This is a genomic window from Kribbella sp. WER1, from assembly GCF_054189145.1.
The window spans coordinates 7,425,497-7,450,771 of record NZ_CM135186.1; the positions used below are offsets into that span (position 1 = coordinate 7,425,497).

24 protein-coding genes are annotated in these 25,275 nt (G+C 69.9%); 17 read left to right on the forward strand and 7 right to left on the reverse strand.

The window, feature by feature from the left end:
• Position 1 precedes the first annotated feature (1 nt).
• From cydB to ACXJJ3_RS36355, 6 genes are read left to right on the forward strand one after another with little or no spacing between them, the layout of a single operon-like run.
• Positions 2-985 carry a cytochrome d ubiquinol oxidase subunit II gene (cydB, locus tag ACXJJ3_RS36330; RefSeq protein WP_458166433.1) on the forward strand — a complete coding sequence of 328 codons (984 nt, stop codon included), beginning with the start codon at positions 2-4 and terminating at the stop codon, positions 983-985.
• Positions 982-2,607 (forward strand): thiol reductant ABC exporter subunit CydD, encoded by a 1,626-nt coding sequence (gene cydD, locus ACXJJ3_RS36335; RefSeq protein WP_458166434.1) that lies wholly within the window; start codon positions 982-984, stop codon positions 2,605-2,607. Before cydB ends, cydD begins: the two co-directional genes overlap by 4 nt.
• Positions 2,604-4,202, forward strand: a complete 1,599-nt coding sequence (cydC, locus tag ACXJJ3_RS36340; RefSeq protein WP_458166435.1) for a thiol reductant ABC exporter subunit CydC — start codon at positions 2,604-2,606, stop codon at positions 4,200-4,202. The genes cydD and cydC overlap by 4 nt, the downstream gene beginning before the upstream one ends.
• Before the next feature lie 43 nt (positions 4,203-4,245).
• Complete coding sequence (gene ftsY, locus ACXJJ3_RS36345; protein ID WP_458166436.1) at positions 4,246-5,445, forward strand: signal recognition particle-docking protein FtsY; 1,200 nt, start codon at positions 4,246-4,248, stop codon at positions 5,443-5,445.
• Positions 5,446-5,461: 16 nt separating this feature from the next.
• Entirely contained in the window at positions 5,462-5,869 is a 408-nt protein-coding gene (locus ACXJJ3_RS36350) for a YciI family protein (protein WP_458166437.1), read from the forward strand.
• A complete protein-coding gene (locus tag ACXJJ3_RS36355; protein WP_458166438.1) occupies positions 5,847-7,049 on the forward strand; it encodes an RNA polymerase sigma factor in 1,203 nt (400 codons plus the stop codon). The genes ACXJJ3_RS36350 and ACXJJ3_RS36355 overlap by 23 nt, the downstream gene beginning before the upstream one ends.
• Positions 7,050-7,210: 161 nt before the next feature.
• On the opposite strand, the gene ACXJJ3_RS36360 is transcribed toward ACXJJ3_RS36355, so the two are convergent.
• Positions 7,211-8,161 (reverse strand): asparaginase, encoded by a 951-nt coding sequence (locus ACXJJ3_RS36360; RefSeq protein WP_458166439.1) that lies wholly within the window; start codon positions 8,159-8,161, stop codon positions 7,211-7,213.
• Between the two features lie 49 nt (positions 8,162-8,210).
• Complete coding sequence (locus tag ACXJJ3_RS36365; protein ID WP_458166440.1) at positions 8,211-8,786, reverse strand: helix-turn-helix domain-containing protein; 576 nt, start codon at positions 8,784-8,786, stop codon at positions 8,211-8,213.
• 50 nt (positions 8,787-8,836) lie between these two features.
• On the opposite strand from ACXJJ3_RS36365, the gene ACXJJ3_RS36370 reads away from it, so the two are divergent.
• Genes ACXJJ3_RS36370 through ACXJJ3_RS36380 form a run of 3 tightly spaced genes read left to right on the forward strand, consistent with a single transcriptional unit; the run spans position 8,837 to position 10,451 of the window.
• Complete coding sequence (locus ACXJJ3_RS36370; protein ID WP_458166441.1) at positions 8,837-9,796, forward strand: NAD(P)/FAD-dependent oxidoreductase; 960 nt, start codon at positions 8,837-8,839, stop codon at positions 9,794-9,796.
• A gap of 26 nt (positions 9,797-9,822) precedes the next feature.
• A complete protein-coding gene (locus tag ACXJJ3_RS36375; RefSeq protein ID WP_458166442.1) occupies positions 9,823-10,266 on the forward strand; it encodes a sigma factor-like helix-turn-helix DNA-binding protein in 444 nt (147 codons plus the stop codon).
• The gene (locus ACXJJ3_RS36380; protein ID WP_458166443.1) at positions 10,263-10,451 is read left to right on the forward strand and encodes a hypothetical protein; all 189 of its coding nucleotides are present in this window, start codon (positions 10,263-10,265) and stop codon (positions 10,449-10,451) included. Before ACXJJ3_RS36375 ends, ACXJJ3_RS36380 begins: the two co-directional genes overlap by 4 nt.
• A gap of 16 nt (positions 10,452-10,467) precedes the next feature.
• Here ACXJJ3_RS36380 and ACXJJ3_RS36385 read toward each other — a convergent pair whose 3' ends face one another.
• Positions 10,468-10,986, reverse strand: coding sequence for a TetR/AcrR family transcriptional regulator (locus ACXJJ3_RS36385; RefSeq protein WP_458166444.1), 519 nt, complete (start codon positions 10,984-10,986; stop codon positions 10,468-10,470).
• Positions 10,987-11,331: 345 nt separating this feature from the next.
• Here ACXJJ3_RS36385 and ACXJJ3_RS36390 point away from each other — a divergent pair, with 345 nt between their 5' ends.
• The 4 genes from ACXJJ3_RS36390 to ACXJJ3_RS36405 are packed head-to-tail and all read left to right on the forward strand — an operon-like array spanning position 11,332 to position 16,322.
• Entirely contained in the window at positions 11,332-12,690 is a 1,359-nt protein-coding gene (locus ACXJJ3_RS36390) for an ammonium transporter (protein WP_458166445.1), read from the forward strand.
• Positions 12,687-13,025 (forward strand): P-II family nitrogen regulator, encoded by a 339-nt coding sequence (locus tag ACXJJ3_RS36395; protein WP_344188166.1) that lies wholly within the window; start codon positions 12,687-12,689, stop codon positions 13,023-13,025. Before ACXJJ3_RS36390 ends, ACXJJ3_RS36395 begins: the two co-directional genes overlap by 4 nt.
• Positions 13,026-15,281 (forward strand): [protein-PII] uridylyltransferase, encoded by a 2,256-nt coding sequence (locus ACXJJ3_RS36400; protein ID WP_458166447.1) that lies wholly within the window; start codon positions 13,026-13,028, stop codon positions 15,279-15,281.
• A 9-nt stretch (positions 15,282-15,290) separates the two neighbouring features.
• Positions 15,291-16,322 carry a DUF2332 domain-containing protein gene (locus tag ACXJJ3_RS36405; protein ID WP_458166448.1) on the forward strand — a complete coding sequence of 344 codons (1,032 nt, stop codon included), beginning with the start codon at positions 15,291-15,293 and terminating at the stop codon, positions 16,320-16,322.
• Between the two features lie 8 nt (positions 16,323-16,330).
• Here the strand turns inward: ACXJJ3_RS36405 and ACXJJ3_RS36410 are convergent, their stop codons facing one another.
• From ACXJJ3_RS36410 to ACXJJ3_RS36425, 4 genes are read right to left on the reverse strand one after another with little or no spacing between them, the layout of a single operon-like run.
• Positions 16,331-17,485, reverse strand: a complete 1,155-nt coding sequence (locus ACXJJ3_RS36410) for a hypothetical protein (protein WP_458166449.1) — start codon at positions 17,483-17,485, stop codon at positions 16,331-16,333.
• Between the two features lie 3 nt (positions 17,486-17,488).
• Complete coding sequence (locus ACXJJ3_RS36415) at positions 17,489-17,926, reverse strand: hypothetical protein (RefSeq protein ID WP_458166451.1); 438 nt, start codon at positions 17,924-17,926, stop codon at positions 17,489-17,491.
• A 20-nt stretch (positions 17,927-17,946) separates the two neighbouring features.
• A complete protein-coding gene (locus tag ACXJJ3_RS36420; protein ID WP_458166452.1) occupies positions 17,947-18,930 on the reverse strand; it encodes a hypothetical protein in 984 nt (327 codons plus the stop codon).
• Complete coding sequence (locus ACXJJ3_RS36425) at positions 18,923-19,372, reverse strand: hypothetical protein (RefSeq protein WP_458166453.1); 450 nt, start codon at positions 19,370-19,372, stop codon at positions 18,923-18,925. Before ACXJJ3_RS36425 ends, ACXJJ3_RS36420 begins: the two co-directional genes overlap by 8 nt.
• A 134-nt stretch (positions 19,373-19,506) precedes the next feature.
• Here ACXJJ3_RS36425 and ffh point away from each other — a divergent pair, with 134 nt between their 5' ends.
• The 4 genes from ffh (at position 19,507) to ACXJJ3_RS36445 (ending at position 25,201) form a co-directional block, all read left to right on the forward strand.
• Complete coding sequence (gene ffh, locus ACXJJ3_RS36430; RefSeq protein ID WP_458166455.1) at positions 19,507-21,072, forward strand: signal recognition particle protein; 1,566 nt, start codon at positions 19,507-19,509, stop codon at positions 21,070-21,072.
• Positions 21,073-21,245: 173 nt separating this feature from the next.
• Positions 21,246-22,598: a lytic transglycosylase domain-containing protein gene (locus ACXJJ3_RS36435; protein ID WP_458166456.1), complete on the forward strand. Its 1,353-nt coding sequence runs from the start codon at positions 21,246-21,248 to the stop codon at positions 22,596-22,598.
• A 213-nt stretch (positions 22,599-22,811) separates the two neighbouring features.
• A complete protein-coding gene (locus ACXJJ3_RS36440) occupies positions 22,812-24,011 on the forward strand; it encodes a lytic transglycosylase domain-containing protein (protein WP_458166458.1) in 1,200 nt (399 codons plus the stop codon).
• A 101-nt stretch (positions 24,012-24,112) separates the two neighbouring features.
• Positions 24,113-25,201 (forward strand): amidohydrolase family protein, encoded by a 1,089-nt coding sequence (locus ACXJJ3_RS36445; RefSeq protein ID WP_458166459.1) that lies wholly within the window; start codon positions 24,113-24,115, stop codon positions 25,199-25,201.
• Positions 25,202-25,275 lie beyond the last annotated feature (74 nt).

A 25,275-nucleotide genomic window follows, 5' to 3' on the forward strand; every position in this document is an offset into this window, starting at 1 on the left:
CATGGAACTGACGACTGTGTGGTTCATCGCGATCGCGATGCTCTGGACCGGGTACTTCGTGCTCGAAGGGTTCGACTTCGGCGTCGGCATGCTCTACCGGGTGCTCGGCCGCAACGAGACCGAACGGCGGGCCGCGATCGAGACCATCGGTCCGGTCTGGGACGGCAACGAGGTCTGGCTGATCATGGCCGGCGCGGCGACGTTCGCGGCCTTCCCGGAGTGGTACGCGACGCTGTTCAGCGGGTTCTACCTGCCGCTGTTCTTCATCCTGGTCGGGCTGATCGTCCGCGGTGTCGCGCTGGAGTATCGCGGCAAGCGCGACGACCAGACCTGGCGGTCCCGGATGGACGTCATGATCGTGGTCGGCTCGGTGCTTCCGGCACTGCTCTGGGGCGTTGCCTTCGGCAACATCGTGCGCGGGGTGCCGCTGGACTCCGCCCACGAGTACGTCGGGAGCTTCGGGACGCTGCTGAACCCGTTTGCGCTGCTCGGCGGGCTCACGTTCGTAGCCGTGTTCGTCACGCACGGCGCGATCTTCCTCGCGCTGCGGACCACCGACGACCTGCGCGTCCGCGCCAACCGGCTCGCGACCCGCGCCGGTGCGGTCGCCGCGGTACTGACGATCGCGTTCCTGGTCTGGGCGCAGGTGCTGCGGGGCGGCGACACCGCGTCGCTGGTGCTCACCATCGCCGCGATCGCCGCCTTCGCGGGCGGTCTGGTCGCGAACGTACTGCGCCGTGAGGGCTGGGCCTTCGTCGGTACGACGCTGGCGATCGGGCTGGCGGTGGTGTCGCTGTTCGTCGCGCTGTTCCCGGACGTGATGCCGTCGACGCTCCCAGGCACCTCTCTCACCGCAGCCGAGGCCGCCTCCTCGTCCTACACGCTCAAGGCGATGACGATCATCACGGCGATCTTCCTGCCGCTGGTGCTGCTCTACCAGGGCTGGACGTACTGGGTGTTCCGCAAGCGGATCGTGGCCGCATGAAGCCGCTCGACCCGCGGTTGCTCAAGCGCGCACGCGGAGCACGGGTGTTCCTCGCGGCGTCCGTACTGATCGGTGTGCTCAGCGGCGTGCTGATCATCGTGCAGGCGGTGTTGCTGGCGCATGGCATCACAGGGGTCGTACTGCGGGGCAGCGGGATCGGTGTGGGGGCGTGGGGGCTGGCTGCTGTCGTGGCCGGGCGGGCGTTGCTGGTGTGGGCGCAGGAGGTGGTCGCGCAACGTGCGGCTGCTGCCGTGAAGTCAACGCTGCGCCGGCAGACGCTGGAGCACGCGTTGAGGCTCGGGCCGGTGTGGCTGAGCGGTGAGCGCAGTAGTGCGCTCACAACGCTGCTCACAAAGGGTTTGGACGATCTTGACCCGTACTTCGCCCGCTACCTGCCGCAGCTCGTGTTGGCGTCGACCGTACCGGCTGGCGTTATCGGGTGGATGGCCACTGGCGACCTGATTGCTGCCGGGACCGTACTGATCACGTTGCCGTTGATCCCGATCTTCATGGCGCTGATCGGCTGGGTGACGCAGGCCCGGAGCCGGCGGCGGCAGCATGCGTTGGCGGTGCTGGCGCATCACTTCGCCGATGTCGTCGGCGGGCTGACCACGTTGAAGCTGTTCGGTCGCGCCAAGGCCCAGGAGTCCGCCGTACGGCGGGTGACCGATCAGCACCGGGCCGCGTCGATGGGGAGTCTGCGGGTCGCGTTCCTGTCGTCGTTCGCGCTGGAGTTGTTGGCGAGCCTGTCGGTGGCGTTGGTCGCCGTGGGCGTCGGGCTTCGGCTGGTGGACGGGAAGCTCGGGTTGGAGACGGCGTTGATGGTGCTGATCCTGGCGCCGGAGGCGTACCTGCCGCTGCGGCAGGTCGGCATGCAGTTCCACGCGAGCGCGGACGGAGTGGCCGCGAGCGAGGAGGTGTTCCGGGTGCTGGAGACGCCGTTGCCGGAGCGGGGGGAACGGACCGACGTACCGGACCTGCGGGTGACGCCGCTGCAGCTGTACGACGTGGCGGTGACGTATCCGGGGCGGGAGGAGCCCTCGCTGGACGGGTTCGACCTGGAGGTGCGGTCGGGGGAGGTGGTTGCGCTGACCGGTCCTAGCGGCGCGGGGAAGTCGACCGTACTGGCTGTGCTGCTCGGCTTCGTCGTACCTGATCGGGGCGTGGTCGTGGCGGGTGGGAGCGCGGCGGACGAGTTCGTGCCGTCCGAGTGGCGGCGGCAGTTCGCCTGGGTGCCGCAGACGCCCGGGCTCCGGATGGGCACTGTCGCCGACAACGTACGCCTCTCGCGGCCAGACGCGTCCGACGCCGACGTCCGTGCCGCACTGACCCTGGCTGGTGCGGCTGACCTGCCCTTGGACAAGCCGGTGGGCGAACAAGGCCAACAGCTGTCCGGCGGCCAGCAGCGCCGCGTAGCCCTCGCCCGGGCGCTCCTCACAGACGCCCCTGTCCTCCTACTGGACGAACCCACGGCAGGGCTGGACGCCGACACCGAGGCCAAGGTCATCAGTGCGCTCCGCACCAGCGGCCGCACGATTCTCCTGGTAGCCCACCGCCCCGCGCTGATCGCCGCCGCCGACCGCACAGTCACTGTGGGAGCCCGAGAGCTGGTGAACGCATGAAGGGCTTGACCCGTCCCGTTGTGTGGCGGCTCGTACTCGCGCTCGTGCTGGGTGTTGCGGCGTCCGGCTCCGCGGTTGCTCTGCTCGCCACATCGGCCTGGTTGATCACGGCTGCGTCGGCCCAGCCGCCTGTGCTGCTGTTGATGGTGCCGATCGTCGCCGTCCGGGCCTTCGGCGTCGGCCGGGGTGTCTTCCGGTACGTCGAGCGCCTGGTCGGGCACGACGCGGCGTACCGGGTGCTGGGGGAGACCCGTGCACGCGTGACCCGGCGGCTGGCGAGGCTGGCGCCGCTCAAGAGCCAACGGCAGGGCGACCTGCTGGCGCGGCTCGTGCTGGACGTGGACGCCGTACTGGACCTCTGGCTGCGCGTTCTGCTGCCAGTAGCGGTAGCCGCGATCACAGCCGCCGCTACGGTCGCCCTGCTTGCCCTACTGCTGCCAGTAGCGGGCGCGGCGGTCGCCCTGGCGGTTCTTGTCGCCTGCACCGTCGTACCGTGGCTGACTGCCCGTACGGCCGCCCATGCCGAGCAAAGCATCGCCGGCGCGCGTGGCGACGTAGCAGCGACCGCGAGGGAGACCCTGCTCACCGCGGCCGACGTACTCGCCTACAACGCCGTGGACACCGTGCTGGACGACTTCGCTCGCCGCGACGCCCGGCTGGCCGCGGCCGAACGCCGTTCCGCCTGGAGTACCGGTCTCGGCAGCGCCCTACTCGTCCTGTGCGTCGGCGGTGCCAGCATCGCCGCCCTGGTCCTCGGCAGTACGGCGAACATCACCGGCGCCGTCTTCGCCGTACTGGTCCTCACCCCGCTGGCCCTGACCGACGTACTGGGAGGTATCCCGGCGGCGGCCCAGCTGGCCGTTCGCGTACGGGCGTCCCTCGCGAGAGTCCAGGAACTCGTCGACGCCCCGGAGCCGGTCACCGACCCGGCCGAGCCCCTGCCGCTCCCACCCGGCCGCGACCTGCACGTGAACCTCCTGCGCGTCGGGTACGACGACACCGACGTAATGGACGGCCTGAGCGTCGACATGCCCGCTGGGAGCCGCGTGGTGATCACGGGACCGAGTGGATCCGGCAAGAGCACTCTGGCCGCCGTCCTGCTGCGCTTCCTCGAGCCACGCGGCGGACAGGTCCTCCTGGACGGCGTAGACCTGTCCAGGCTCGAAGGCGACCAGGTACGGACAGTCGTCGGCCTGCTGACCCAGGAGAGCCACGTGTTCGACACGAGCATCCGGGAGAACCTGCTGCTCGCAAAGCCGGGCGTGAGCGACCTACAGCTGTGGAAGGCGCTCTACCGCGCCCGCCTCGGCGTCTTTGTCGAAAACCTGCCCGACGGCCTCGACACCATGGTCGGCGAGCACGGCGCCCGCCTGTCCGGCGGTGAACGTCAACGGCTCGCCTTCGCGCGGCTGTTGCTCGCCGACCGCGACGTACTCGTGCTGGACGAGCCCACCGAGCACCTGGACGAGGAGACTGGCCGGGCATTGCTGAACGACCTGTTCGCCGCCGCGGGCGAGCGGACCGTCGTGCTGCTCACCCATCGCCCCGAGCTGGTTCCTCCTCACACACCGCGACAACTGGTTTGCCTGACGTGACGAATGCGGGCGGCGGGCCGGGTGTCTGTCAAGATGGGGAACCGTGTTGACCCCACAGCTCGTCTCGCTGCTCACCGATCAGGCGCTGATCACGATCGTGGTCGTGATCGCGGTGGTCCTGGTCGTCGGTACCACCGGCCTGGTCGTCGCCCGGCGGCGCCGCGGAGAGTTGCCGTCGGCCACCAAACCGGCGGTCGAGGCCCCGGAGGCCACCCCGGAACCGCAGGTCGGCGACGACGCCGGGGAACCGCGCGACACGCCGACCCGGACGCTCGAGGACACCGACCTGCCGGAGGCCCCGGCCGCCCCGACGGTCGAGAAGCCCGAGTCCGCGCAGGGCCGGCTGGTCCGGCTGCGTGCCCGGCTGGCCCGCTCCCAGGGCTCGCTCGGCAAGGGCCTGCTCGCGCTGCTGTCCCGGGACAAGCTCGACGAGGAGGCGTGGGAGGACATCGAGACCACGCTGATCACCGCGGACGTCGGCGTCGCGCCGACCCAGGAGCTGGTCGAGAAGCTCCGGACCCGGATGCGCGTCGAGGGCGTCGGCGCCGCTCAGGCCCGCGAAGTCCTCCGCGAGGAGCTGGTGAGCCTGGTCGACCCGTCGATGGACCGCTCGATCAAGGCGACCCGCAAGGAGGGTCAGCCCGCCGTCATCCTGATGGTCGGCGTGAACGGCACCGGCAAGACCACGACCGTCGGCCGGCTGGCCCGGGTGCTGATCGCCGAGGACAAGCACGTCGTCCTCGGCGCCGCCGACACCTTCCGGGCGGCGGCCGCCGACCAGCTGCAGACCTGGGGCGAGCGGGTCGGCGCCCGCACCGTGCGCGGGCCCGAGGGCGGCGACCCGGCCAGCATCGCGTTCGACTCGGTCAAGGAGGGGATCGAGGAGGAGGCGGACGTCGTGCTGATCGACACCGCCGGCCGCCTGCACACCAAGACCGGGCTGATGGACGAGCTCGGCAAGGTGAAGCGGGTGATCGAGAAGTCCGCCGAGGTCGACGAGGTGCTGCTGGTGATCGACGCCACCACCGGCCAGAACGGGCTCACCCAGGCGCGGGTGTTCGCCGAGGTCATCAACGTCACCGGCCTCGTCCTCACCAAGCTGGACGGTACGGCGAAGGGCGGCATCGTGATCGCCGTCCAGCGCGAGCTCGGCGTACCGGTGAAGCTGGTGGGACTGGGTGAAGGAGCCGACGACCTGGCACCGTTCGACCCGGAGCAGTTCGTCGACGCACTGCTGGACTGAGCGAAGGGGACCGGGGATGACCAAGTTCATGCTGCTGATGACCATGGACGGCGGGAACTGCGACACTCCGATGCTGGAGTGGGACAAGGCCGACATGGACGCCCACATGAAGTACCTGGGCGACCATGTGGAGCGGTTGCGGCAGAGCGGCGAGCTGGTCGAGGTGAACGCGCTGACCTGGCCTCGGCACGCGAAGGTGGTCCGGGCGACCGGTGTGAGTGCGCCGGTACTGACCGACGGCCCGTACGCCGAGTCCAAGGAGGTCCTGGCCGGCTACACGATGGTCGACGTCGAGTCGGAGGCGCGGGCGCTGGAGATCGCCGCGGAGCAGTCCAGCGCACCGGGGCCCGGCGGCGTACCGCTGGAGCAGCCGATCGAGGTTCGCCGGGTGATGGACTCGGATGGCGACCTCCACGACATCTGACGGGCTTGAGGACCTGCTGCGGGAGCTGACGCCGCAGGTGCTCGGCGCGGTCGTTCGCTGGTCGGGTGACTTCGCCGCGGCCGAGGACGCCGTACAGGAGGCCCTGCTCGCGGCTGCGACCACCTGGCCGCGGGACGGTCGTCCGGACAACCCCAAGGGCTGGTTGATCCAGACAGCCTCCCGGCGGTTCATCGACGAGGTACGGCAGCAGCAGGCTCGTCGACGCCGGGAAGAACGCGCAGCGTTGCGGGAGGTTCCGCTCAGGGAGGTCGAGGAGTACGACGACACGCTCCGGCTGCTGTTCCTGTGCTGCCATCCGGCGCTGACACCGGCGTCCGCGATCGCGCTGACGCTCCGGGCGGTCGGCGGACTCACCACGGCCGAGATCGCCACGGCGTACCTCGTGCCGGAAGCGACGATGGCGCAGCGGATCAGTCGTGCCAAGCAGAAGCTCAAGGGCGCGAGCTTCGAGCTGGACGCAGACGAGGACCGGCTGCGCAACGTGTTGCACGTCCTGTACCTGATGTTCAACGAGGGCTACACGAGCACCAGCGGCCCGGAGCTGCACCGTACGGACCTCTCCAGCGAGGGGATCCGGCTGACCCGCGCTGTACGCGCTCAGCTGCCTGACAACGGACAGGTCACGGGGCTGCTCGCCCTGATGCTGCTGACGGACGCCAGGCGTGCGGCACGGACCGGCCAGGGCGGGGAGCTCATCCCGCTGGCCGAACAGGACCGTTCGCTGTGGGACCACGCGTCCATCACCGAAGGCGTGGCGCTTGCGGTGGAGGCGTTCAACAGCCCGCCGCTGGGGGAGTACCAGCTGCAGGCGGCCATCGCCGCGCTGCACGACGAGGTCGACCGTGCCGAGGACACCGACTGGCCGCAGATCCTGGCGCTGTACGGGCTGCTGGAGGACTTGTCGGGCAATCCGATGGTGAAGCTCAACCGAGCGATCGCCGCGGCCATGGTGGACGGCCCCGACGCGGGTCTGAAGCTCCTCGAACCGCTGGACGACGAACTGGCCGGCCACTACCGCCTGGACGCCACCCGCGGCCACCTCTACGAAATGCGCGGCGACCACGAGACCGCCGCCGGCCACTTCCGGGCGGCCGCCCGCGGTACGACGAGCATCCCGGAACGCGACTACCTGACCGGCAAGGCCGCTGCCCTCGGCTAGGGCATGTCTGGTAATTCCCCGCCTACTGCGGGGCACCCGGCACGGCACCTCGCCGCACGGGTGCAAAGGCCACGATGCTCCGCATCGAGACCTTCGCCCCCGCACGCCGAGCTACCGCACCGGGCACCTCCTCGCAACGGCGCGGAATCACCAGACATGCCCTAGGCGTACCGCGCGAACGTCCGGGCGATGTCGCCACCCGTTGCCAGCAGCAACCGAAGCAGGACGCGTGCCTTGTACGGATCGAGGAAGCCGCCGTCGACCAGGCCGCGCTGCAACAGGTCGGTCTCCGAGCCGGGGGAGTGGTACGTGTTGCGCACCACCGATCCGGCGCCGGTGCGGGACGTCAGTACGACGGGGATCCGGGCGGCGAGGTCGCCGAGAACCGGTGCGAGCACGGCCGGCGCGTGGCCGACGCCGTACCCGGCAACAACAAGGCCCTGGTGCGTGTCGGCGAGGCCCTGGAGCAGTAGGCCGTCGTCGTCCATCGTGAGCGTGTAGAGCGCTACCCGGGTGCTGTCGAGGTCAGCCTTGCCTGGAAGGCTGTCTAGACGCTCCGGGCGGGTCAGAACGCGGACCTGGTCCTCTACGACGTGCCCTAGCGGACCGGTGTTCGGTGACTGGAACGTCGCAGTGCTCGTGCTGTGCGTCTTGCGGACCCAGCGCGCTGCGTGGAGCTCGTCGTTGAAGACGACCAGTACGCCCAGGTCGCGGGCCATGGGAGAGCCGGCGACGCGTAGAGCGGCCAGCAGGTTCGCCGGGCCGTCTGGGCCGGCCAGCGTTGGGTTACGCATCGCGCCGGTGAACACGAGCGGCTGCGGGTGCGGCCAGACCAGGTCGGCCAGGAACGAGCTCTCTTCGAGCGTGTCGGTGCCTTGGGTGACCACGGCGCCCGCTGCACCCGCGGTGACGGCCTGGGAGGCGGATTCGACGACCTCCAGCAGCTTCGTAGCGGTCAGGTTGGCGCTGGGGATCTTCTCGACGTCCTGGATCTCCACCTCGTGCCCGAGGCCGGACAGGCCAGGTATCGCGGCGGTGAGGTCCTGGCCGGTCAGACGACGGCTGCCGGCCATCGAGATCGTCCCGCCCACCGTGAACAACGCGACGCTCACTTCTACTCTCCTGTCACTTGGCCTGTCACTTGGCCTGTCACTTGGCCTGTCACTTGGTACGCGCCCTGACGTGCAGGCGCTCGCCCTGCGGCCCGTACAGGCATAACACCTCCGCCGGTCCAGGCCCCGGGTTGGAGAACCAGTGCGGCACCCGGCAGTCGAACTCGGCCACCTCGCCCTCCTTCACCACGAAGTCCTGGTCGCCGAGCTTCAGCCGGATCCGCCCGGACAGCACGTAGAACCAGTCGTAGCCCTCATGCGTCTTCTGCTCGACGTCGTTGCCCGGATAGCCCTCCGGGAGGATCTGCTTGAACGCCTGCATGCCACCCGGCCGCCGGCTCAGCGGGATGTGGATCGTGCCGTGCCGTTTGATCGGTTTGGCGTAGATCCGCGGGTCGCCGGTCGGCGGTGCATCCACCAGTTCGTCTAGCTGCACCTGGTGGGCGCGGGCCAGCGGCAGGAGCAGCTCCAGCGTCGGCTTGCGCTGCCCGGACTCCAGCCGGGACAGGGTGCTGACCGAGATCCCGGTGGCGTCGGACAGCTGCGACAGCGTCGTACCGCGTTCGGTCCGGAGTGCTCGCAGCCGGGGGCCGACCGACTCCAGGACATCGTCGTCGTTTGCCATACCGGCAACAGTACTTGTCGAAAATGAAAATCACCACGCATCCTCGGGACATGACCTCGAGAACACAGCAGTACGACGTGATCGTGATCGGTGGCGGCGCCGCCGGGCTGAGCGGTGCGCTGGCCCTGGTCCGGTTCCGCCGGTCCGTCCTGGTGATCGACGACGGGACGCCGCGCAACGCGGTCGCCGACGGTGTCCACAACTTCCTCACGCGCGACGGCGTACCGCCCGCGGAGATCTACGCGCTCGGCCGGCAGGAGGTGCAGGGGTACGGCGGTGAGTTCGCGGACGGCACCGTGACGACGGCCCGGCGCGACGACGACGGGTTCACGGTCGAGCTGTCCGACGGTACGACGTACCGCGCCAGGCGGTTGCTGGTGACGACAGGGCTCACCGACGTGCTGCCCGACGTACCGGGGCTGGCTGACCGTTGGGGCAAGGACGTCGTGCACTGCCCGTACTGCCACGGCTGGGAGGTGCAGGACCAGGCGATCGGCGTACTGGCGACCAGCCCGATGGCCGTCCACCAGGTGCAGCTGTTCCGGCAGTTGAGCGACGACGTGACGCTGTTCCTGCACACGGCGCCGGAGCCGACCGAGGAGCAGTGGGAGGAGCTGGCAGCCCGCGGAATCGCCGTAGTACAAGGCAAAGTCGAGCAGGTGGAGGTGGCTGACGACAAGATCACCGGCGTACGGCTGGAAGGCGGCACGGTGGTCCCACGGCAGGCCCTGGCGATTCAAACAACCGTTCGCGCCCGGGCAGGCTTCTTGGCCGATCTAGGGCTGGAAACGACCATGATCGACTCGAACGGCGTCGAGGTCGGTACTGCGATCCAGGTCGACGCCATGGGCGCTACGCAGGTCCCAGGCGTCTTCGCCGCGGGCAACGTCAGCAACCCGATGGCCCAGGTCGTACCGTCCGCGGCCGCCGGGCTGATGGCGGCCGGTGGCATCAACTTCGACCTGATCACCGAAGAGACGCGTCTGGCTGTAGCCGCCCGCAGTAGTTGAGGAGTTGAATAGGTCCGGGAGGGCGGATGCGCGACACGGTCGACCCGGATTTCGCCTCGTTCGTCGATGCACGACAGGGCAGATGGCTGCGGACGACGTACCTCGTGTACGGCGACCTGCAACGAGCCGAGCAGGTACTGCTGCGCGCCTTCACGCAGCTCTCGATGCGCTGGACCAAGGTGGACGACCCGGACGTCTACGTCCAGCGTCTGCTCTACCAGCCCGCGCTACGGCCCTGGAACCGCGACAAGCCGTTCCAGGGCGACGACGACTCCGTCAAGCTCGCCCTGGCGCAGCTGACAGCGGCACAGCGCACGGTGCTGGTCCTGCTGCACCTGGAGGAGCTGACCGAGTTCGAGGTCGCCGATCTGCTCGGAATGTCGCAGACCGCCGTCCACACGCATGCCATGACCGCCTTCGGCCGTTTCCGTACGGCGCTCGGCGCGGGCGACTGGCGGGACGCCACATGAGGCGCGAGGACGTACCGCCGCTGCTGGTCCAGGCAGGCGACCTGTTGCCGGAGATCGACCTGGCCGACGCGGCCTGGGCCGCCGGGCTGGCGGCACGGCGCCGTCAGCGTCGTGCCGTCCTGCTCGGTCTCATGATCGTGCTGGCGGCCCTGATCGTCGCGTCGATCCTGATCCAGCTCGGCTAGTGTCCTGAGTCGGACACTAGGGCTCCAGGACCGCCCGGAGCGTCAGATCGGCCAGCCGGTCCGCCTCCTCCGGCGGTGGCATCGGCTGGCCGGTCAGCGCGCGGATCACGAACACGCCGGCCATCCACTCCACCATCAGCACCGGGTCGGCGGAGCTCTTGATCCGCTCGCCTCGGGCCCGGGCCCGCTCCAGTGCCTGCGCGGTCAGCTCGATCCGGCGCTCCAGCACCCCGCGGTACACCGCCGCGGACCGCTCGTCGCGGTTCGCCTCGGAGACCGCGAGCCGGATCATCGCCCGGCCGCGCTCGCTGTTCGCGAACGCCAGCGCGACCCGGTAGACCTGGCGCAGGTCACCGGCGATCGAGCCGGTGTCCGCGTCCGGGATCTCCAGGTCGAACAGATCGGACATCGCGTCGTTGGCGAGCAGCTCCTTGCTGGCCCACCGCCGGTAGATCGTCGCCTTGCCGACCCCCGCGGCCTCGGCGACGTCGTCCACCGTCATTCCGTCGAATCCGCGCTCCAGCAGCAGTTGCACGGCGTACCGGCGGATCCTCGGTTCCGCTTCCGGATCGCGTGGTCTGCCGCGGCGCGGCCTCACCCCGTGGCTCGGCTCCATGACGTCGTTCCCCAGGTCGGACGGGTGCAGTGGCGCGGCTGCGGCCCCGTGTGGTCCAGGCCAGAGTGCCACACTCCGCTCCGTAGTGGGCGACGTCACCTCGATGTCACCTGGGAGCCCGCTTTGTCACATGCCTGAAACAAACCGACCGATCGGCTGAAACCGCGCCTCGGCACCGTGTCCCGTGTGGCCGAGCGGCGGGCTCCCCGGCGTTGTGGAGACCTCCCGGACTGAGGCGCCGGCCACCCCCGTTCGATCGAAGGGATGACGTTGATGGAGATCAACGCCGGCGATACCGCCTGGGTGCTGGCCAGTGCCGCCCTGGTGATGCTGATGACCCCCGGACTGGCTTTTTTCTACGGCGGCATGGTGCGCGTGAAGAGCGTGCTGAACATGATGATGATGAGCTTCGCCACCATCGCCGTCGTCACCATCCTCTGGGTGGTGGTCGGCTACTCGCTGACCTTCGGCGGTGACTCCGGGCACGTGATCGGGAACTTCTCCGAGGTCGGCCTGAAGGGCCTGCTGGCTCCGGAGGCGGTGAGCGGGTCGACGCCCACGCTCGCGTTCGTCGCCTTCCAGATGATGTTCGCGATCATCACCCCGGCGCTGATCTCCGGTGCGATCGCCGACCGGGCCACGTTCCGCGGCTGGATCGTGTTCGTGGTCGGCTGGACGCTGCTGGTGTACTTCCCGGTCGCGCACTCGGTGTGGTTCCTGAACGACGGCAACGGCGGCTGGATCGGCGACAAGCTGAAGGCCGTCGACTTCGCCGGCGGTACGGCGGTGCACGTGAACGCCGGTGCCGCGGCGCTGGCGCTGGCGATCGTGCTCGGCAAGCGGATCGGCTGGAAGAAGGACCCGATGCGGCCGCACAGCCTGCCGCTGGTGCTGCTCGGTGCCGGGCTGCTGTGGTTCGGCTGGTTCGGGTTCAACGCCGGCTCGGCGCTGACCGCCGGTACCACTGCCGCGGTGACGTTCGTGAACACCCAGGTGGCCACGGCCGCCGCGGTGATCGGCTGGCTGATCGTGGAGCGCCTCACCCACGGCAAGGCCACCACCCTGGGCCTGGCGTCCGGTGCGGTCGCCGGTCTGGTCGCGATCACCCCGTCCTGTGGCGCGGTCACCCCGATCGGCGCGATCATCCTCGGCCTGCTCGCCGGTGCGATCTGCGCGTTCGCGGTGTCGCTGAAGTACAAGCTCGGGTTCGACGACTCGCTCGACGTGGTCGGCGTACACCTGGTCGGCGGCCTGTTCGGCTCGCTGGCGATCGGCCTGCTCGGCTCGGCGGCGGCGCCGTCCGCGGTCAACGGGCTGTTCTACGGCGGCGGTGTCTCCCAGCTCGGCCGGCAGGCGCTGGCCAACGTGGTGGTCGGGATCTACTCGTTCGGCGTTGCCTTCATCCTCGGCAAGGTGATCGACAAGACGATCGGCTTCCGGCTCAAGGAGGACGACGAGGTCACCGGTGTCGACCAGGTCGAGCACGCGGAGACGGCGTACGACTACCTCAGCGCGGCCGGGCTGCGCGGCGCGCTCTCGGCCCGCCCCGTGGCGGCACCGGCGGCGGCCGAGAAGGACAATGACTCCAGCGAGACGTCCACGAAAGAAGAGGCGAACGCATGAAGCTGGTCACCGCGGTGGTCAAGCCGCACAAACTGGAGGACGTCCGGGCCGCGCTGGAGACGTTCGGGGTCACCGGGATGACGGTCACCGAGGCGAGCGGGTACGGGCGGCAGAAGGGCCACACCGAGGTCTATCGTGGCGCCGAGTACGAGGTGGACCTGGTGCCGAAGGTCCGGCTCGAGGTGGTCGTCGAGGACGGTGACAGCGCCGACGTGGTGGACGTGATCGTGAAGGCCGCCCAGACCGGCAAGATCGGCGACGGCAAGGTGTGGGTCACCCCGGTCGAGACCATCGTCCGGGTCCGCACGGGTGAACTGGACGGAGACGCACTGTAAATGGTTGACCGGGCAGAGCAGCGGCGGGTTCGTGCCGAAGAGGCCGACGAGCTGCTGCGACTGCTGCTCGCGAAGGCCTGCGACGCCCTCGGTGTTCCTACCGAGGGCGTCGCCCTCGTCGCTGTGGGCGGCTACGGGCGCGAGGAGCTGTCGCCGTACAGCGACCTCGACGTGATGCTCGTGCACGCCGAGGGATATCCGCGGATCGACGAGCTGGCTGCCCAGATCTGGTACCCGCTGTGGGATTCCAGGACCAAGCTGGACCACAGCGTCCGCACGCTGGCCGAGGCGCAGCAGGCCGCCGCGGCCGACGACCGGGTCGCGCTCGGCCTGCTGGACGCCCGCCACGTCGCGGGCGACACCCACCTGACCCTGCAGCTCCGGTCCGTGCTGATGGCCGACTGGCGTCGTACGGCCAAGTCCCGGTTGCCCGGGCTGGCGCAGGCGTGCCGCGACCGGGCGACCACGGTCGGAGAGCTCGCGCACCTCGCGGAGCCGGACCTCAAGGAGGCGTACGGCGGCCTCCGCGACGCCGTCGTACTGCGTGCCCTCGTGGCGTCCTGGCTGGTCGACGTACCGCACCCAGTGGTCGAGCGGGCGCGGCGTGACCTGCTGGAGATCCGCGATGTACTGCATGAGGTGGCCGGGCGCGCTACGGACCGGCTGGTCGCGGACCTGGCCGGTGAAGTGGCTGCCGGGCTCGGGCTGTCCGGGCGGGACGAGCTGTTGCGGCACGTGTACGCGACCGGTCGGACGTTGGCGCACGTGTGCGATGTGTCGTGGCGACGGGTCGAGAGCTTGATGACCAAGCCGCCACGGTCCCGGCGTCGGCAGCGGACTGGTGGGCCGTTGCTGGTCGCGTTGGACGAAGGAGTGGCCCAGCACGAGGGTGAGGTCGTGCTGATGCCGGACGCGCGTCCGGAGCGCCACCCGGTGCTAGGTCTCCGGGCTGCCGCGGTTGCCGCCGACAGGGAGCTAGTGCTCTCGCCTGCGGTCTGTGCGCGGCTTGCGGCGTCGGCTGCTGACTTCCCGGAGCCCTGGCCGGGGGAGGCGCGGCGGTTGCTGTGTGCGTTCCTTGGCGCCGGTTCCGGGCTGCTGGAGGTGTGGGAGGCGCTGGACCAGGCCGGGTACATCTCGCGGCTGCTGCCGGAGTGGGACGCCGTACGGTTCCGGCCGCCGCAGTCCGCGATCCACCGGTTCACCGTCGACAGGCATCTGCTCGAGACCTGCGTCGAGGCGTCGGCGATGGTGCGCGACGTACGGCGCCCTGACCTGTTGCTGGTGGCCGCGCTGCTGCATGACCTCGGCAAGGCGCTCGACGGCGACCACAGTGTCACCGGCGCGGGCATCGCGGCCCGGGTGGCTCGTCGGATCGGCTTCAGCGACGCGGACGCCGACACGATCACGTTGCTGGTCCGTCAGCACCTGATGCTCGCGCAGGTCGCGACCCGGCGTGACCTGGACGACCCGATGACCGTGGACATGGTCGCCGGCATCGTCCGCAGTACCGAGAACCTGGATCTGCTGGAGGCGTTGACGTACGCCGACGCGCGCGCGGCCGGTCCGGCGGCGTCGTCGCCGTGGCGGATGCGGCTGGTCGGCGACCTGTGCCGGCGGGTCCGCAGCGAGCTCGCGGGCGGAGAGAGCATGTGGACCGAGAGCCCGCCGGTGCCTGTGCCCGTGTTGCACCAGGTGGTCGGCGTTGGGCGGCTCGGCGTCACGGTGAACGAACACCACGGCGACCTGCGCGTCAACGTCGCCGTACCCGACCAGGTGGGCACTTTGTCGACTGTTGCCGCAGTGCTGGCTGTCGACCGGCTGGCGGTGCGGTCTGCTGTCGTCACGTCCGTTGACGGGCTTGGGATCTCGCAGTGGACCGTTGCCGGATCACCACCCGATCCGGTGCGGCTGCGAGACAGGCTGGCGGTAGCGCTGCGGGACTCGTCCGACGTCGTACGGCGCCTGGCCGCGCGGGACTCGGCTCAGCCGCGGGTGGCCAGCCGTGTCGACTTGTTGGCAGAAGCGTCCGAGACGGCAACGGTGCTGCAAGTACGCGCCCATGACCGCCCTGGACTCCTGTACGACGTCACGGCGGCGATTGCCGCTACCGGCGCGGACATCCGCTCAGCACACGTCAGCACGCTCGGTGCCGAGTGTGTGGACGTCTTCTATCTAACGGATCGCCATGGTGCGCCTTTGGAGCCCGAAGACGCGCGGACGACCGCCAAGTCGGTTTTGGATCGGCTGAGCTTCTAACCTCACTACGTGGATCTTGTAGAGGCACTGCAGCGACAGGCGACCGCCTGCGAGGACCTGGGCTCCCCGATGTACGCCGAACTGCTCCGGCTGATCGTCGACGACTACGAGGTCGGCGGGGTGTCGACGCGCGCGCTGGACGGGTACGAGGGCCGTTCGTTCGGCGAAGCGATCGGCCTGCGGCTGCTGGCCGCCGTACACGGCCTGGTGCTGTCCGGTACGGCGCCTGAGCTCGCGGCGTTCTACCCGAGCACGGGCGGTACGTGGGATCCGGTGCTCGGGTGGGAGGCGTTCGAGCAGGTGCTGCAGTCGCGGCTGGGGGAGGTGCGGTCGTTGCTGACCCAGCCGCCGCAGACGAACGAGGTGGGCCGTGCAGCCGCTTTGTACGGCGGTCTGTCGCGGCTGGTCGCGGCTGTGCCGTTGCCGGTGCGGCTGTTCGAGATCGGCGCGAGCGGCGGGTTGAACCTGCGCGCGGACCAGTACCGCTATCTGGCCGACGGAACGTCATACGGCCGCGCTGACAGTCCTGTCGTGTTCGAACCGGCGTGGTCCGGGCCGGTGCCGTCCGTGGACCTACGGATCGCGGAACGGGTCGGCTGCGACATCGCACCCGTGGATCCGCTGACACCCAACGGTGCGCTGACACTCACGTCGTACATCTGGCCGGACATGACAGACCGCCTGAGGCGGCTACGTGGTGCCCTGGCGATCGCCCACGACGTACCAGCCGACGTACGCCCGGAAGACGCCGTCTCGTTCCTCCAGGCGCTGGAACTGTCGGAGGGCCACGTGACCGTCGTGTGGCACTCGATCATGTGGCAATACCTCCACCGCCCGGACCGCACCGCCATCGAAGCCCGCCTGGCCGACCTAGGCGCCCAGGCCACCGACACCGCCCCTCTCGCCCACCTGAGCCTCGAACCCCACCGCGGACCCAACGGCTACGAGTACCGCATCACCCTGCAAACCTGGCCCACCGGCAAGCCCCAAACCCTCGGCACCGCCTCACCCCACGGCCAGGACCTGGTCTGGGTCAGCTGATAGCCATCTCAGCGGCCGCCACGATCGGTAGGTGTGTTACCCCGCTCGGACGTCGCCCGCTGCGCCGCCTGCCCGGCCGACCCGGCGCCCCGAGCGCCGTCGCCGAGCACAGGTTTCTGATGGGTCGCGTGGGCTGCGGGCGCCTGGGCACCGAGGAAGCGCATCGTGTCACCGGCCGCCTGCTGTCCATGGCTGGAAGCGCCTGCCGCAGAGAGTTGTGCTGATCTCTGCTGCTGAGTGGCCGATGGCCTGTCGACCCGGGTGTCTGCGGCGGGCGGCGGGTAGTTGGTGAGGTCGGCTGCCGCCCCACGAGCCCGGTTCTGGGGACCTTGCAGACCTTCTGCCTGCTGACGGGCGATCTCGAAGTTGGGAGTCTTCGAGGGGTACGGCTCATTCGGAGACTGGGCGTAGTGATCGCGAATCCGGTCGGTCGCGCTGTCAAGCGACTGAGTGGTCTTTGCCGCGACATCGTGACCGACGATCGACGGCTGCTCGTGAAGCTGGTCCCACCCGGGGCTGACCATGGCGTTGATCAACTCCGCCCGGGCCGCCTGCTGATGCTGCGGATCCTGCGGTACGACGTCGCCGAGCTTGTTCTGGACGATCTCGTCCGCGACCGCGTCCCACCGCATCACGACCGGCTGGTCGATGGCCTTGTCCGCCAGCGCATCCTTGCCTTCCGGCCCAGCGGCGTACTCCAGCAGCGCTTCCGTTGAGTGGTACGCAGCCGGGTACTCCGCCTTCGGCTCCGGCAGGTTGCCGTACCCGGCGGATGCAGCGAAGGCGTCGACGTCCTTGACCGCGACGTACTCGGTCAGGCCTTCGTCCAACGCCTTCGAGTGGCGCGAGCGGACGGCGTTCGGCTCCTTCGGGGCGTCGACCGGGACGCGTGCGTGGTTCGTCTCGTGCAGGATCGTCGAGAGCGCCGCGACCTGGTCGCTGGGGTTCGCGTCCTGCCCGAGCTGGTCGAGAACCAGTTCCTTCGAGAGCTTGAACGATCCGGATCTCGGATCGAACGCGCCCCAGCCGCCCTCGCCAGTGGTCGCGTACAGATCGCCCTTCCAGAGATCGGTCTCGTTCGGCCGGAGTGCGCGGGCAGCCTTGTAGAGCTCGGCGAAGCGCTGGTACTCCGGTGATTCAGGGTCGACCTGGGTGACGGCCATCGCTCACCGGCGCCCGGAGTCCGCCGACGGGTCGAGCGGCCACTGCGGGTCACGAAGGTTGTTCTCGAGGTGTTCGAGGACCCGGGTCAGGCCGCGGATGCCGGCAGCCTCGTCGGCGGGAGCGCGGTCGGCGATCTCGAAGATCTTGCGGCGGGCTTCCGCCATGATCGCGATCCGCTCGGCGTCGGTGCCCGGCGCTTCGTACGCGGCACGCTCGATCGCCACGGCCTCTTGCATCAGTGCGCTCGGCGGTTCGGCGGGTACCGCGTACCCAGGCAGACGAGCGATCAGCAGCGTCGCGACCCGACGGTCCTCGTCAGACTGCAGTTGGGGCAGCAGCTCGCGTAATGCCTGCTCCGCCGGACCAATCGCCTCGGCACCCGCGCTCCGGACCCGGCGCTTGGCAGCGTTATACGCGTTGTTGAACTCACCTAGCTGCATCGTCCCTCCTCCCCACTACCCTATCTGCGGATGGTCTCACCAGGTGTTCGTGGCCGGGTGGCCGCCGTGGCGTGCTGCGCCGCTGCCCGCGAGCCGTCTCCGAGCGAGGGCGTTTGCACGGCTGCTCCGCCTGCCGGAGCGAGACCCGTCAGGAAGCGGGCCGTGGATTGCTCCTGTGGAGGCGCCTTTGTGGTCTGCCCGCGTTGCTGGCCGTCCGAAGATGAGCTCTGAGGGCTCTGCCCCGCAGCTCGGCGGATCTCGTCGACCTTGGCGTTCAACGCAGACCCGATCTGCTCGGCCACCCGCCGGCCGGCCTCGGGCGACCGCTGCGCCAGCGAGTCCCACTGCGGATGCAGCATCGTGCCGATCAGCTCCCGCCGCATCGCCTGTCGATCCGCCCCCTCGCTCGGTGCGACCTCCTGCAATCGATTCCGCACGACGGCTTCCGCGAGCTGGTCGAAATGCATCGCGCCCGGACTGCGGCTGAGGCGGTCGATCAACGCGTGGCGGTCGACGCTCGGACCGGAGGCTTGCTGGATGAGGTCGTTCGTCGCGGCGTACCCACCGTTCGGCTGGGCGCCGTCGTACGTGAGGCCCGGATAGCCGGCGGCGACGCTGAAGTTCTCGAAGTCGGTGGCGGCGCGGACCGACGCAACGCCGTCGGCGAGGCCGAGCGTGCTGTTCGTCCGCACTGCGTTGGGCTCCTGCGGGGCGTCCAACTCCATTCCTGCGTGCGTCGCTCGGTGGAGAACGGTCGCCAGCGCATGCGCCTGCTGCCGCGGGTCTGCCGTCGGCTGCCTCGTCAGGCCTTCCCGGAGCGTCCGCTCGTTGACCCCGATCGCGCCGGTGTGGTGGTCGAATCCGCCGCGGCCGCTGGTCGCGTACAGCGTGCCGTTCCACCGATCGGCTCCGGTCGGCCGGAGCTGCCGGGCCAGGTCGTACAGCCGGGCGAACTCGCGGTACGTCGCGGAGCTCTCGGGGACGCGCTGCGCCGACTCAGCCATTGTCCGACGGGAACGGCGTATCGGTCAGCGGGAACGGCGGATCGCGGAGCAGCATTTCCAGCTGCTCGAGGTCCTGCGTCATTGCCTGGATGTCGAGCTCCTCCTCCGCCGGTGCGCGCTCCGCGAGCTCCCAGATCGCGCGCCGGGCGTCCGCGAGGACGGCGATCTGCTCCTCGGTGGTGCCCTTCGGAGGGTAGGCGGCGGCGTGGATCCGGGCCGCCTCGTGGTACGTGGGACTCCAGGTGCGGGGTGGCGCCGGAGGCTTGGCGATGTCGTCGATGAGGCTGCTGGTCCAGCCGCGGTCGTGTTCGGAGGCGTCTGCGGGGATCATCGCGCGGAGCCGGGCCTGCTCGGCGGGGACGTCGACCCGGCCGGGCGCACTCCGGATGCGATCGCGGGCGCGGTTGACGGCGGTGTTGAACGCGGGGATGTCCAGGGGCATCGATGGTCTCCTCGGGGCTGGGGGCGGTGGTAGCACGGTATCCGGGGTGGGGGTGGGGGCGTGGGAGTTATCCACAGGTTGGGGGGCCGGTAGACTCGGGGAGTTCATCGCTTCGAGGAAACGGACTGTTTCTCGTGTTCGACACGCTTTCCGATCGGCTCTCCACCGCGTTCAAGAATCTGCGGGGCAAGGGCAAGCTGACCGACGCCGACATCGACGCGACCGCCCGGGAGATCCGGATCGCGTTGCTGGAGGCCGATGTCGCGTTGCCGGTGGTGCGGGAGTTCATCGCGGCGGTCAAGGAACGGGCCAGCGGGACCGAGGTGCGTGGCGGGCTGAACCCGGCGCAGCAGGTCATCAAGATCGTCAACGAGGAACTGATCAAGATCCTCGGTGGCGAGACCCGTGAGCTGCGGATGGCGAAGCGGCCGCCGACCGTGATCATGCTCGCCGGTCTGCAGGGTGCCGGTAAGACGACCCTGGCCGGCAAGCTCGCGAAGTGGCTGAAGGAGACCCGGCACCAGACACCGATGCTGGTCGCCGCGGACCTTCAGCGGCCGAACGCCGTCACCCAGCTGCAGGTGGTCGGCGAGCGCGCCGGCGTACCGGTGTATGCGCCGGAGCCGGGCAACGGTGTCGGTGACCCGGTGGACGTCGCCCGGAAGGCGATGGACGAGGCGCGGACCAAGCAGCACAGCGTGGTGATCGTCGACACGGCCGGCCGGCTGGGTGTCGACGAGGAGCTGATGAAGCAGGCCGCGGACATCCGCGACGCCGTCAGCCCGGACGAGATCCTGTTCGTCGTCGACGCGATGATCGGCCAGGACGCGGTCACCACCGCGCAGGCCTTCCTGGACGGCGTCGGCTTCGACGGCGTCGTGCTGTCGAAGCTCGACGGTGACGCCCGCGGTGGTGCGGCGCTGTCGATCGCGCAGGTCACCGGCCGCCAGGTGATGTTCGCGTCGAACGGCGAGAAGCTCGAGGACTTCGACGTCTTCCACCCGGACCGGATGGCGTCCCGGATCCTCGGTATGGGTGACGTGCTCAGCCTGATCGAGAAGGCCGAGCAGACCTTCGACGCCGAGGAGGCCGCGAAGACCGCGGCCAAGCTGGCGAAGAAGGGCGGCAAGGAGTTCACCCTCGACGACTTCCTGGCCCAGATGCAGTCGGTCCGCAAGATGGGGCCGCTGACCAAGATCTTCGGCATGCTGCCGGGCGCGAACCAGTTCAAGGACCAGCTGGAGAACTTCGACGAGCGCGAGATCGACCGGATCGAGGCGGTCATCCACTCGATGACGCCGGCCGAGCGCGCCGATCCGAACATCATCAACGGCTCCCGCCGGGCCCGGATCGCGAAGGGTTCCGGCACCGAGGTCGCGACCGTGAGCGGCCTGGTCGAGCGGTTCTTCGAGGCCCGCAAGATGATGGCCGCGATGGCGTCCGGCAAGGGGATTCCGGGGATGCCCGGAATGCCGGGGATGCCGGGCATGGGCGGCGGCGGTGGCAGCCGGAAGGCCAAGCAGCAGGCCAAGAAGGGCAAGAAGCGCGGCTCGGGCAACCCGGCCAAGCGGGCGAACCAGGTGAACCAGCAGCCGCAGGCACCGCAGCCCGGCCAGTTGCCGGCCGCGTTCGGTGGCGCCGGGCAAGACGGCGAGTTCGAGCTGCCCGACGACCTCAAGAAGATGCTGGGCGGCAACTGAGCGGCAACTGAGCCGCCATCGGCCCGTTCCCGAAAGTGCAGAGGGTGTGCTGAGGGGCGTACGGAAGCCGGTCACGCCGCACCGGGACCGGTTGTGGCCGGCCCTCCGGCGGCTAAGATCGTGCCTACGCCCGAGTGACACACCACCTGCGGAATGCGTCGAGGACGGTTCGGATGAGGCAGCAGTTCAAGAACCTGGACACGTGGCGGGGAAAGTTGACCGCTACCTGGGTCTGCTTGGCTCCGCCTACCGCAATGGTCGCCGTGTTCGTGGTCGGTGGAGTCACCTCGAACACGTTCATCGTCGACGCGCACGCGCTGTCCGCGCCGCGCCCGGACGCGGTTTTCGACGACCTGGCGAACGACGTACCGGCGCAGCCCGGGGTCGACGGAAGCCTGCCGACGCAGGCGAAGTCCACCGTCCAGGTTCCGGTCACCGGCACCACCGACGGCACGGTGAAGCCGATTCCCGGCGTCTTCGGTGACGCCTCGGGCATCCCGGGGACGGTGCTGGCGGCGTACCAGAAGGCTGCTCGCGATCTGGCGCTGTCGATGCCCGGCTGCCACATCACCTGGCCGTTGCTGGCCGGGATCGGCAAGGTCGAGTCCGACCACGCCAGCGGCGGCAAGGTGGATGCGAACGGCAACACCCGCGGCAAGATCCTCGGCCCGGTCCTCGACGGCGCCCCCGGGGTGGCGGCGATCGCCGACACCGACCACGGCGTGTACGACGGGAACACGACCTGGGACCGCGCCGTCGGCCCGATGCAGTTCGTGCCCGGCACCTGGAAGACGTTCGGTGCCGATGGCAACGGTGACGGCGTCAAGGACCCGCACAACGTGTTCGACGCGTCCCGGGCGGCCGCCGACTACCTCTGCTCCGGCGGCGCGAACCTGTCCGACCCGCAGGGCCTGGTGCAGGCGGTGCTGCGCTACAACCACTCGATGGAGTACGTGTCGACGGTCCTGCGCTGGATGCAGTCGTACAGCAAGGACACCGTGAGCGTCCCGGACAAGCCGGGCCAGATCGTCACCCCGGACGACGGCGGCAACGCCGGCGACGACAAGGGCACGACCAAGACGACGACGCCGCCGCCGACCACCCCGCCGACGACGGTCCCGACCACGGCGCCGACCGCCGGTACGACGACCAGCAGCCGGCCGACCGTCGTACCGACGACCCCGCGCCCGACGTCCGGCGTGACCGGTTCGACGAAGCCGACCACCTCGAAGCCGACGAACGGCCCGGGCTCCACGACGACCACGCCGACGAAGCCGCCGTACACCCCGCCGAAGACGCCGCCGACCACGCCGACGACGACCCCTCCGTCGACACCGCCGACGACCACCCCGACGCCGGGCGACCCGACCTGTACGCCGACGCCGACCCCGACGGACACGCCGACCACCACCCCGACCGGGACGCCGACCACGACGCCGAGCCCGTGCGCCACGAACTCGCCGGGATCCGACGAGACCACGACACCGAACAGCTCGCCGACCTCGGCGCCGCAGCCCGCCGGCTGACCGGTCCGGACCCATCTTCGAGGTAGCGCCCGTCGTTACCTCGGTGCCGGTTTTCCGAGCGGATTCTGTGGCCCGTAACTTTGCGTCGTCTTGATGTAACTTTGTGGCGCTTGGTTCGTTGAAGGGGCTATGCGCCTAACCCGTAGTGGTAACCGTCGGGTCAAAATCATCATCGCTTCACTGTGTACCGCCCCGCTCCTGGTCGGGGCCGTTGTGACCGTCGCTTCCGGGGGGACCGGTGCCGCCGATCAGCTGACCGCGGGCAGCCCGGTCGCGCCCTCGCCGGGGGCCGGGCTGAACAGCGGTGAGTTCGACGAACTGACGATGATCGTTCCGCAGCGTCCCGGAGTGGACGGGCAGCTCGGATCCGACAAACCCGCCCTCGCCGACGTCCCCGTGCAGGGGGCCACCGACGGGCGATCGGTCGTCCGTCCCGGGCGGCCGGGTGCCGTGAACGGCATCCCGCGCGGGGTCTTCCCCGCCTACCGCCGCGCCACCGCGAATCTCGCGGTCGTGCGGCCGAACTGTGGGCTGACCTGGCCGCTGCTGGCCGGGATCGGCAAGGTCGAGTCCGACCACGCGGCCGGCGGCCGGGTCGACGTGGCCGGCACCACCCGCGGCCGGATCCTCGGCCCGGAGCTGAACGGCCGGCACGGCAACGGCCGGATCACCGACACCGACAAGGGCAAGTACGACGGCGACCAGGTCTGGGACCGCGCCGTCGGGCCGATGCAGATCATCCCGCAGGTGTGGAGCGAGTTCGGGGCCGATGGCAACGGTGACGGCTTCCGCAACCCGAACAACGTGTACGACGCGGTCACCACCGTCGCGGTGGTGCTCTGCGCCGAGGGCGACGACCTGCGGAATCCGCGCGACCTGGTCGCGTCGCTGCTGCGGTACCACCACTCCAAGGACTTCGTCGCCACCGTCCTGAAGTGGATGCGGCTGTACAGCAAGGACGCCGTCCTGGTGCCGAACGCGAAGGGCAACATCGCGGCCGCGAAGCCGACCGGCAACGCCGACCGCCGGGTCGACCCGCGCAAGGTGCCGAACGTTCCGGACGACACCAAGACACCGACCCCGACGCCGCCGCCGACCAGCACCACCACGGTGCCGACCGTCGAGCCGACGACGCCGTGGGAGACACCGACGCTGCCGCGGCCGATCGACACCCCGACCGACACGCCGACCCACCACCCGACGGCGACGCCGACCCGGACGCCGACCAAGACCCCCACCAAAACGCCGACGAAGACGCCCACCAAGACGCCGACGTCGCCGACGCCGACCCCCACGCCGACGCCGACCGACACCCCGACGGAGACTCCGACGGAGACCCCGAGCGGCACACCGTGCGCCGGCAACGAGACGACCACCCCGACCTGCACGCCGGGCGGCGGCTCGCACGGTTAGGTGGTGTCTGGCGATTCCCCGCCTACTGCGGGGCACCCGGCACGGCACCTCCTCGCTACGGCGCGGAATCACCAGACACCACCTACCGATACGGTCGCTTCATGACCGGTGTACTGAAGCTGGCCGGCACGGTGTTGCCGGCCGGCGAGCAGCAGGAGATCCACCTCAGCGGCGGGCTGGTTGTCGACCGGCCTGCCGCTGCTGACGTCACGACCGTGCACACCGGCGGCTGGATCGTGCCCGGGCTGGTGGACGCGCACTGTCACATCGGCCTCGACCAGCACGGCGGGGTGGACGAGCAGATCCAGGAGCAGCAGGCGATCGCCGACCGGGACGCCGGCGCGCTGCTGGTCCGGGACGCCGGTTCGCCGGTGGACACCCGCTGGATCGACGACCGCGAGGACCTGCCGAAGATCATCCGGGCCGGCCGGCACCTCGCCCGTTCGAAGCGGTACCTGCGCAACTACGGCTGGGAGATCGAGCCGGACGAACTGGTCGCGTACGTCGAGCAGGAGGCCCGCCGCGGGGACGGCTGGGTGAAGCTGGTCGGCGACTGGATCGACCGCGAGGCCGGCGACCTGACCCCGTGCTGGCCGGCCGAGGCGCTGAACGCGGCGATCGCCCGCGCCCACGAGCTCGGCGCCCGGGTCACCGCGCACGTCTTCGGTGAGCACGCGCTGCCGGATCTGCTGGCCGCGGGCATCGACTGCCTCGAGCACGGGACGGGCATCGGCCCGGAGCTGCTCGGCGAGATGGCCGAGCGTCAGGTGGCCGTCGTACCGACGCTGATCCAGCTGGAGAACTTCCCGCAGTACGCCGCGCAGGCCGCGGGCAAGTTCCCGGTGTACGCCGCGCACATGACGGACCTGTACGAGCGCCGGCTGCAGCGGTTGCGGGACGCGTTCGAGGCCGGCGTACCGGTGTATGCGGGGACCGATGCGGGCGGGGTGCTCGGGCACGGGCTGGTCGCGCAGGAGATCCAGGCGCTGACCGAGATCGGGATGTCGGGGGAGCAGGCGCTGGCCGCCGGGTCGTGGGCGGCGCGCGCGTGGCTGGGGGCGCCGAGCGAGCTGCGGCCGGGTGATCCGGCGGATCTGGTGGTGTACGACGAGGATCCGCGGGCGAATCCGGCGGTGCTCGCGTACCCGCGGCTGATCGCGCTGCGTGGGAGCGTGATCTTCTCCCGGTGACGGAAAAATCTTCCTGAGAGGGTGGCCTCTGCGGAAGATCTTCCCTTAGCGTGGCACTCGGGACCGCCGACGCC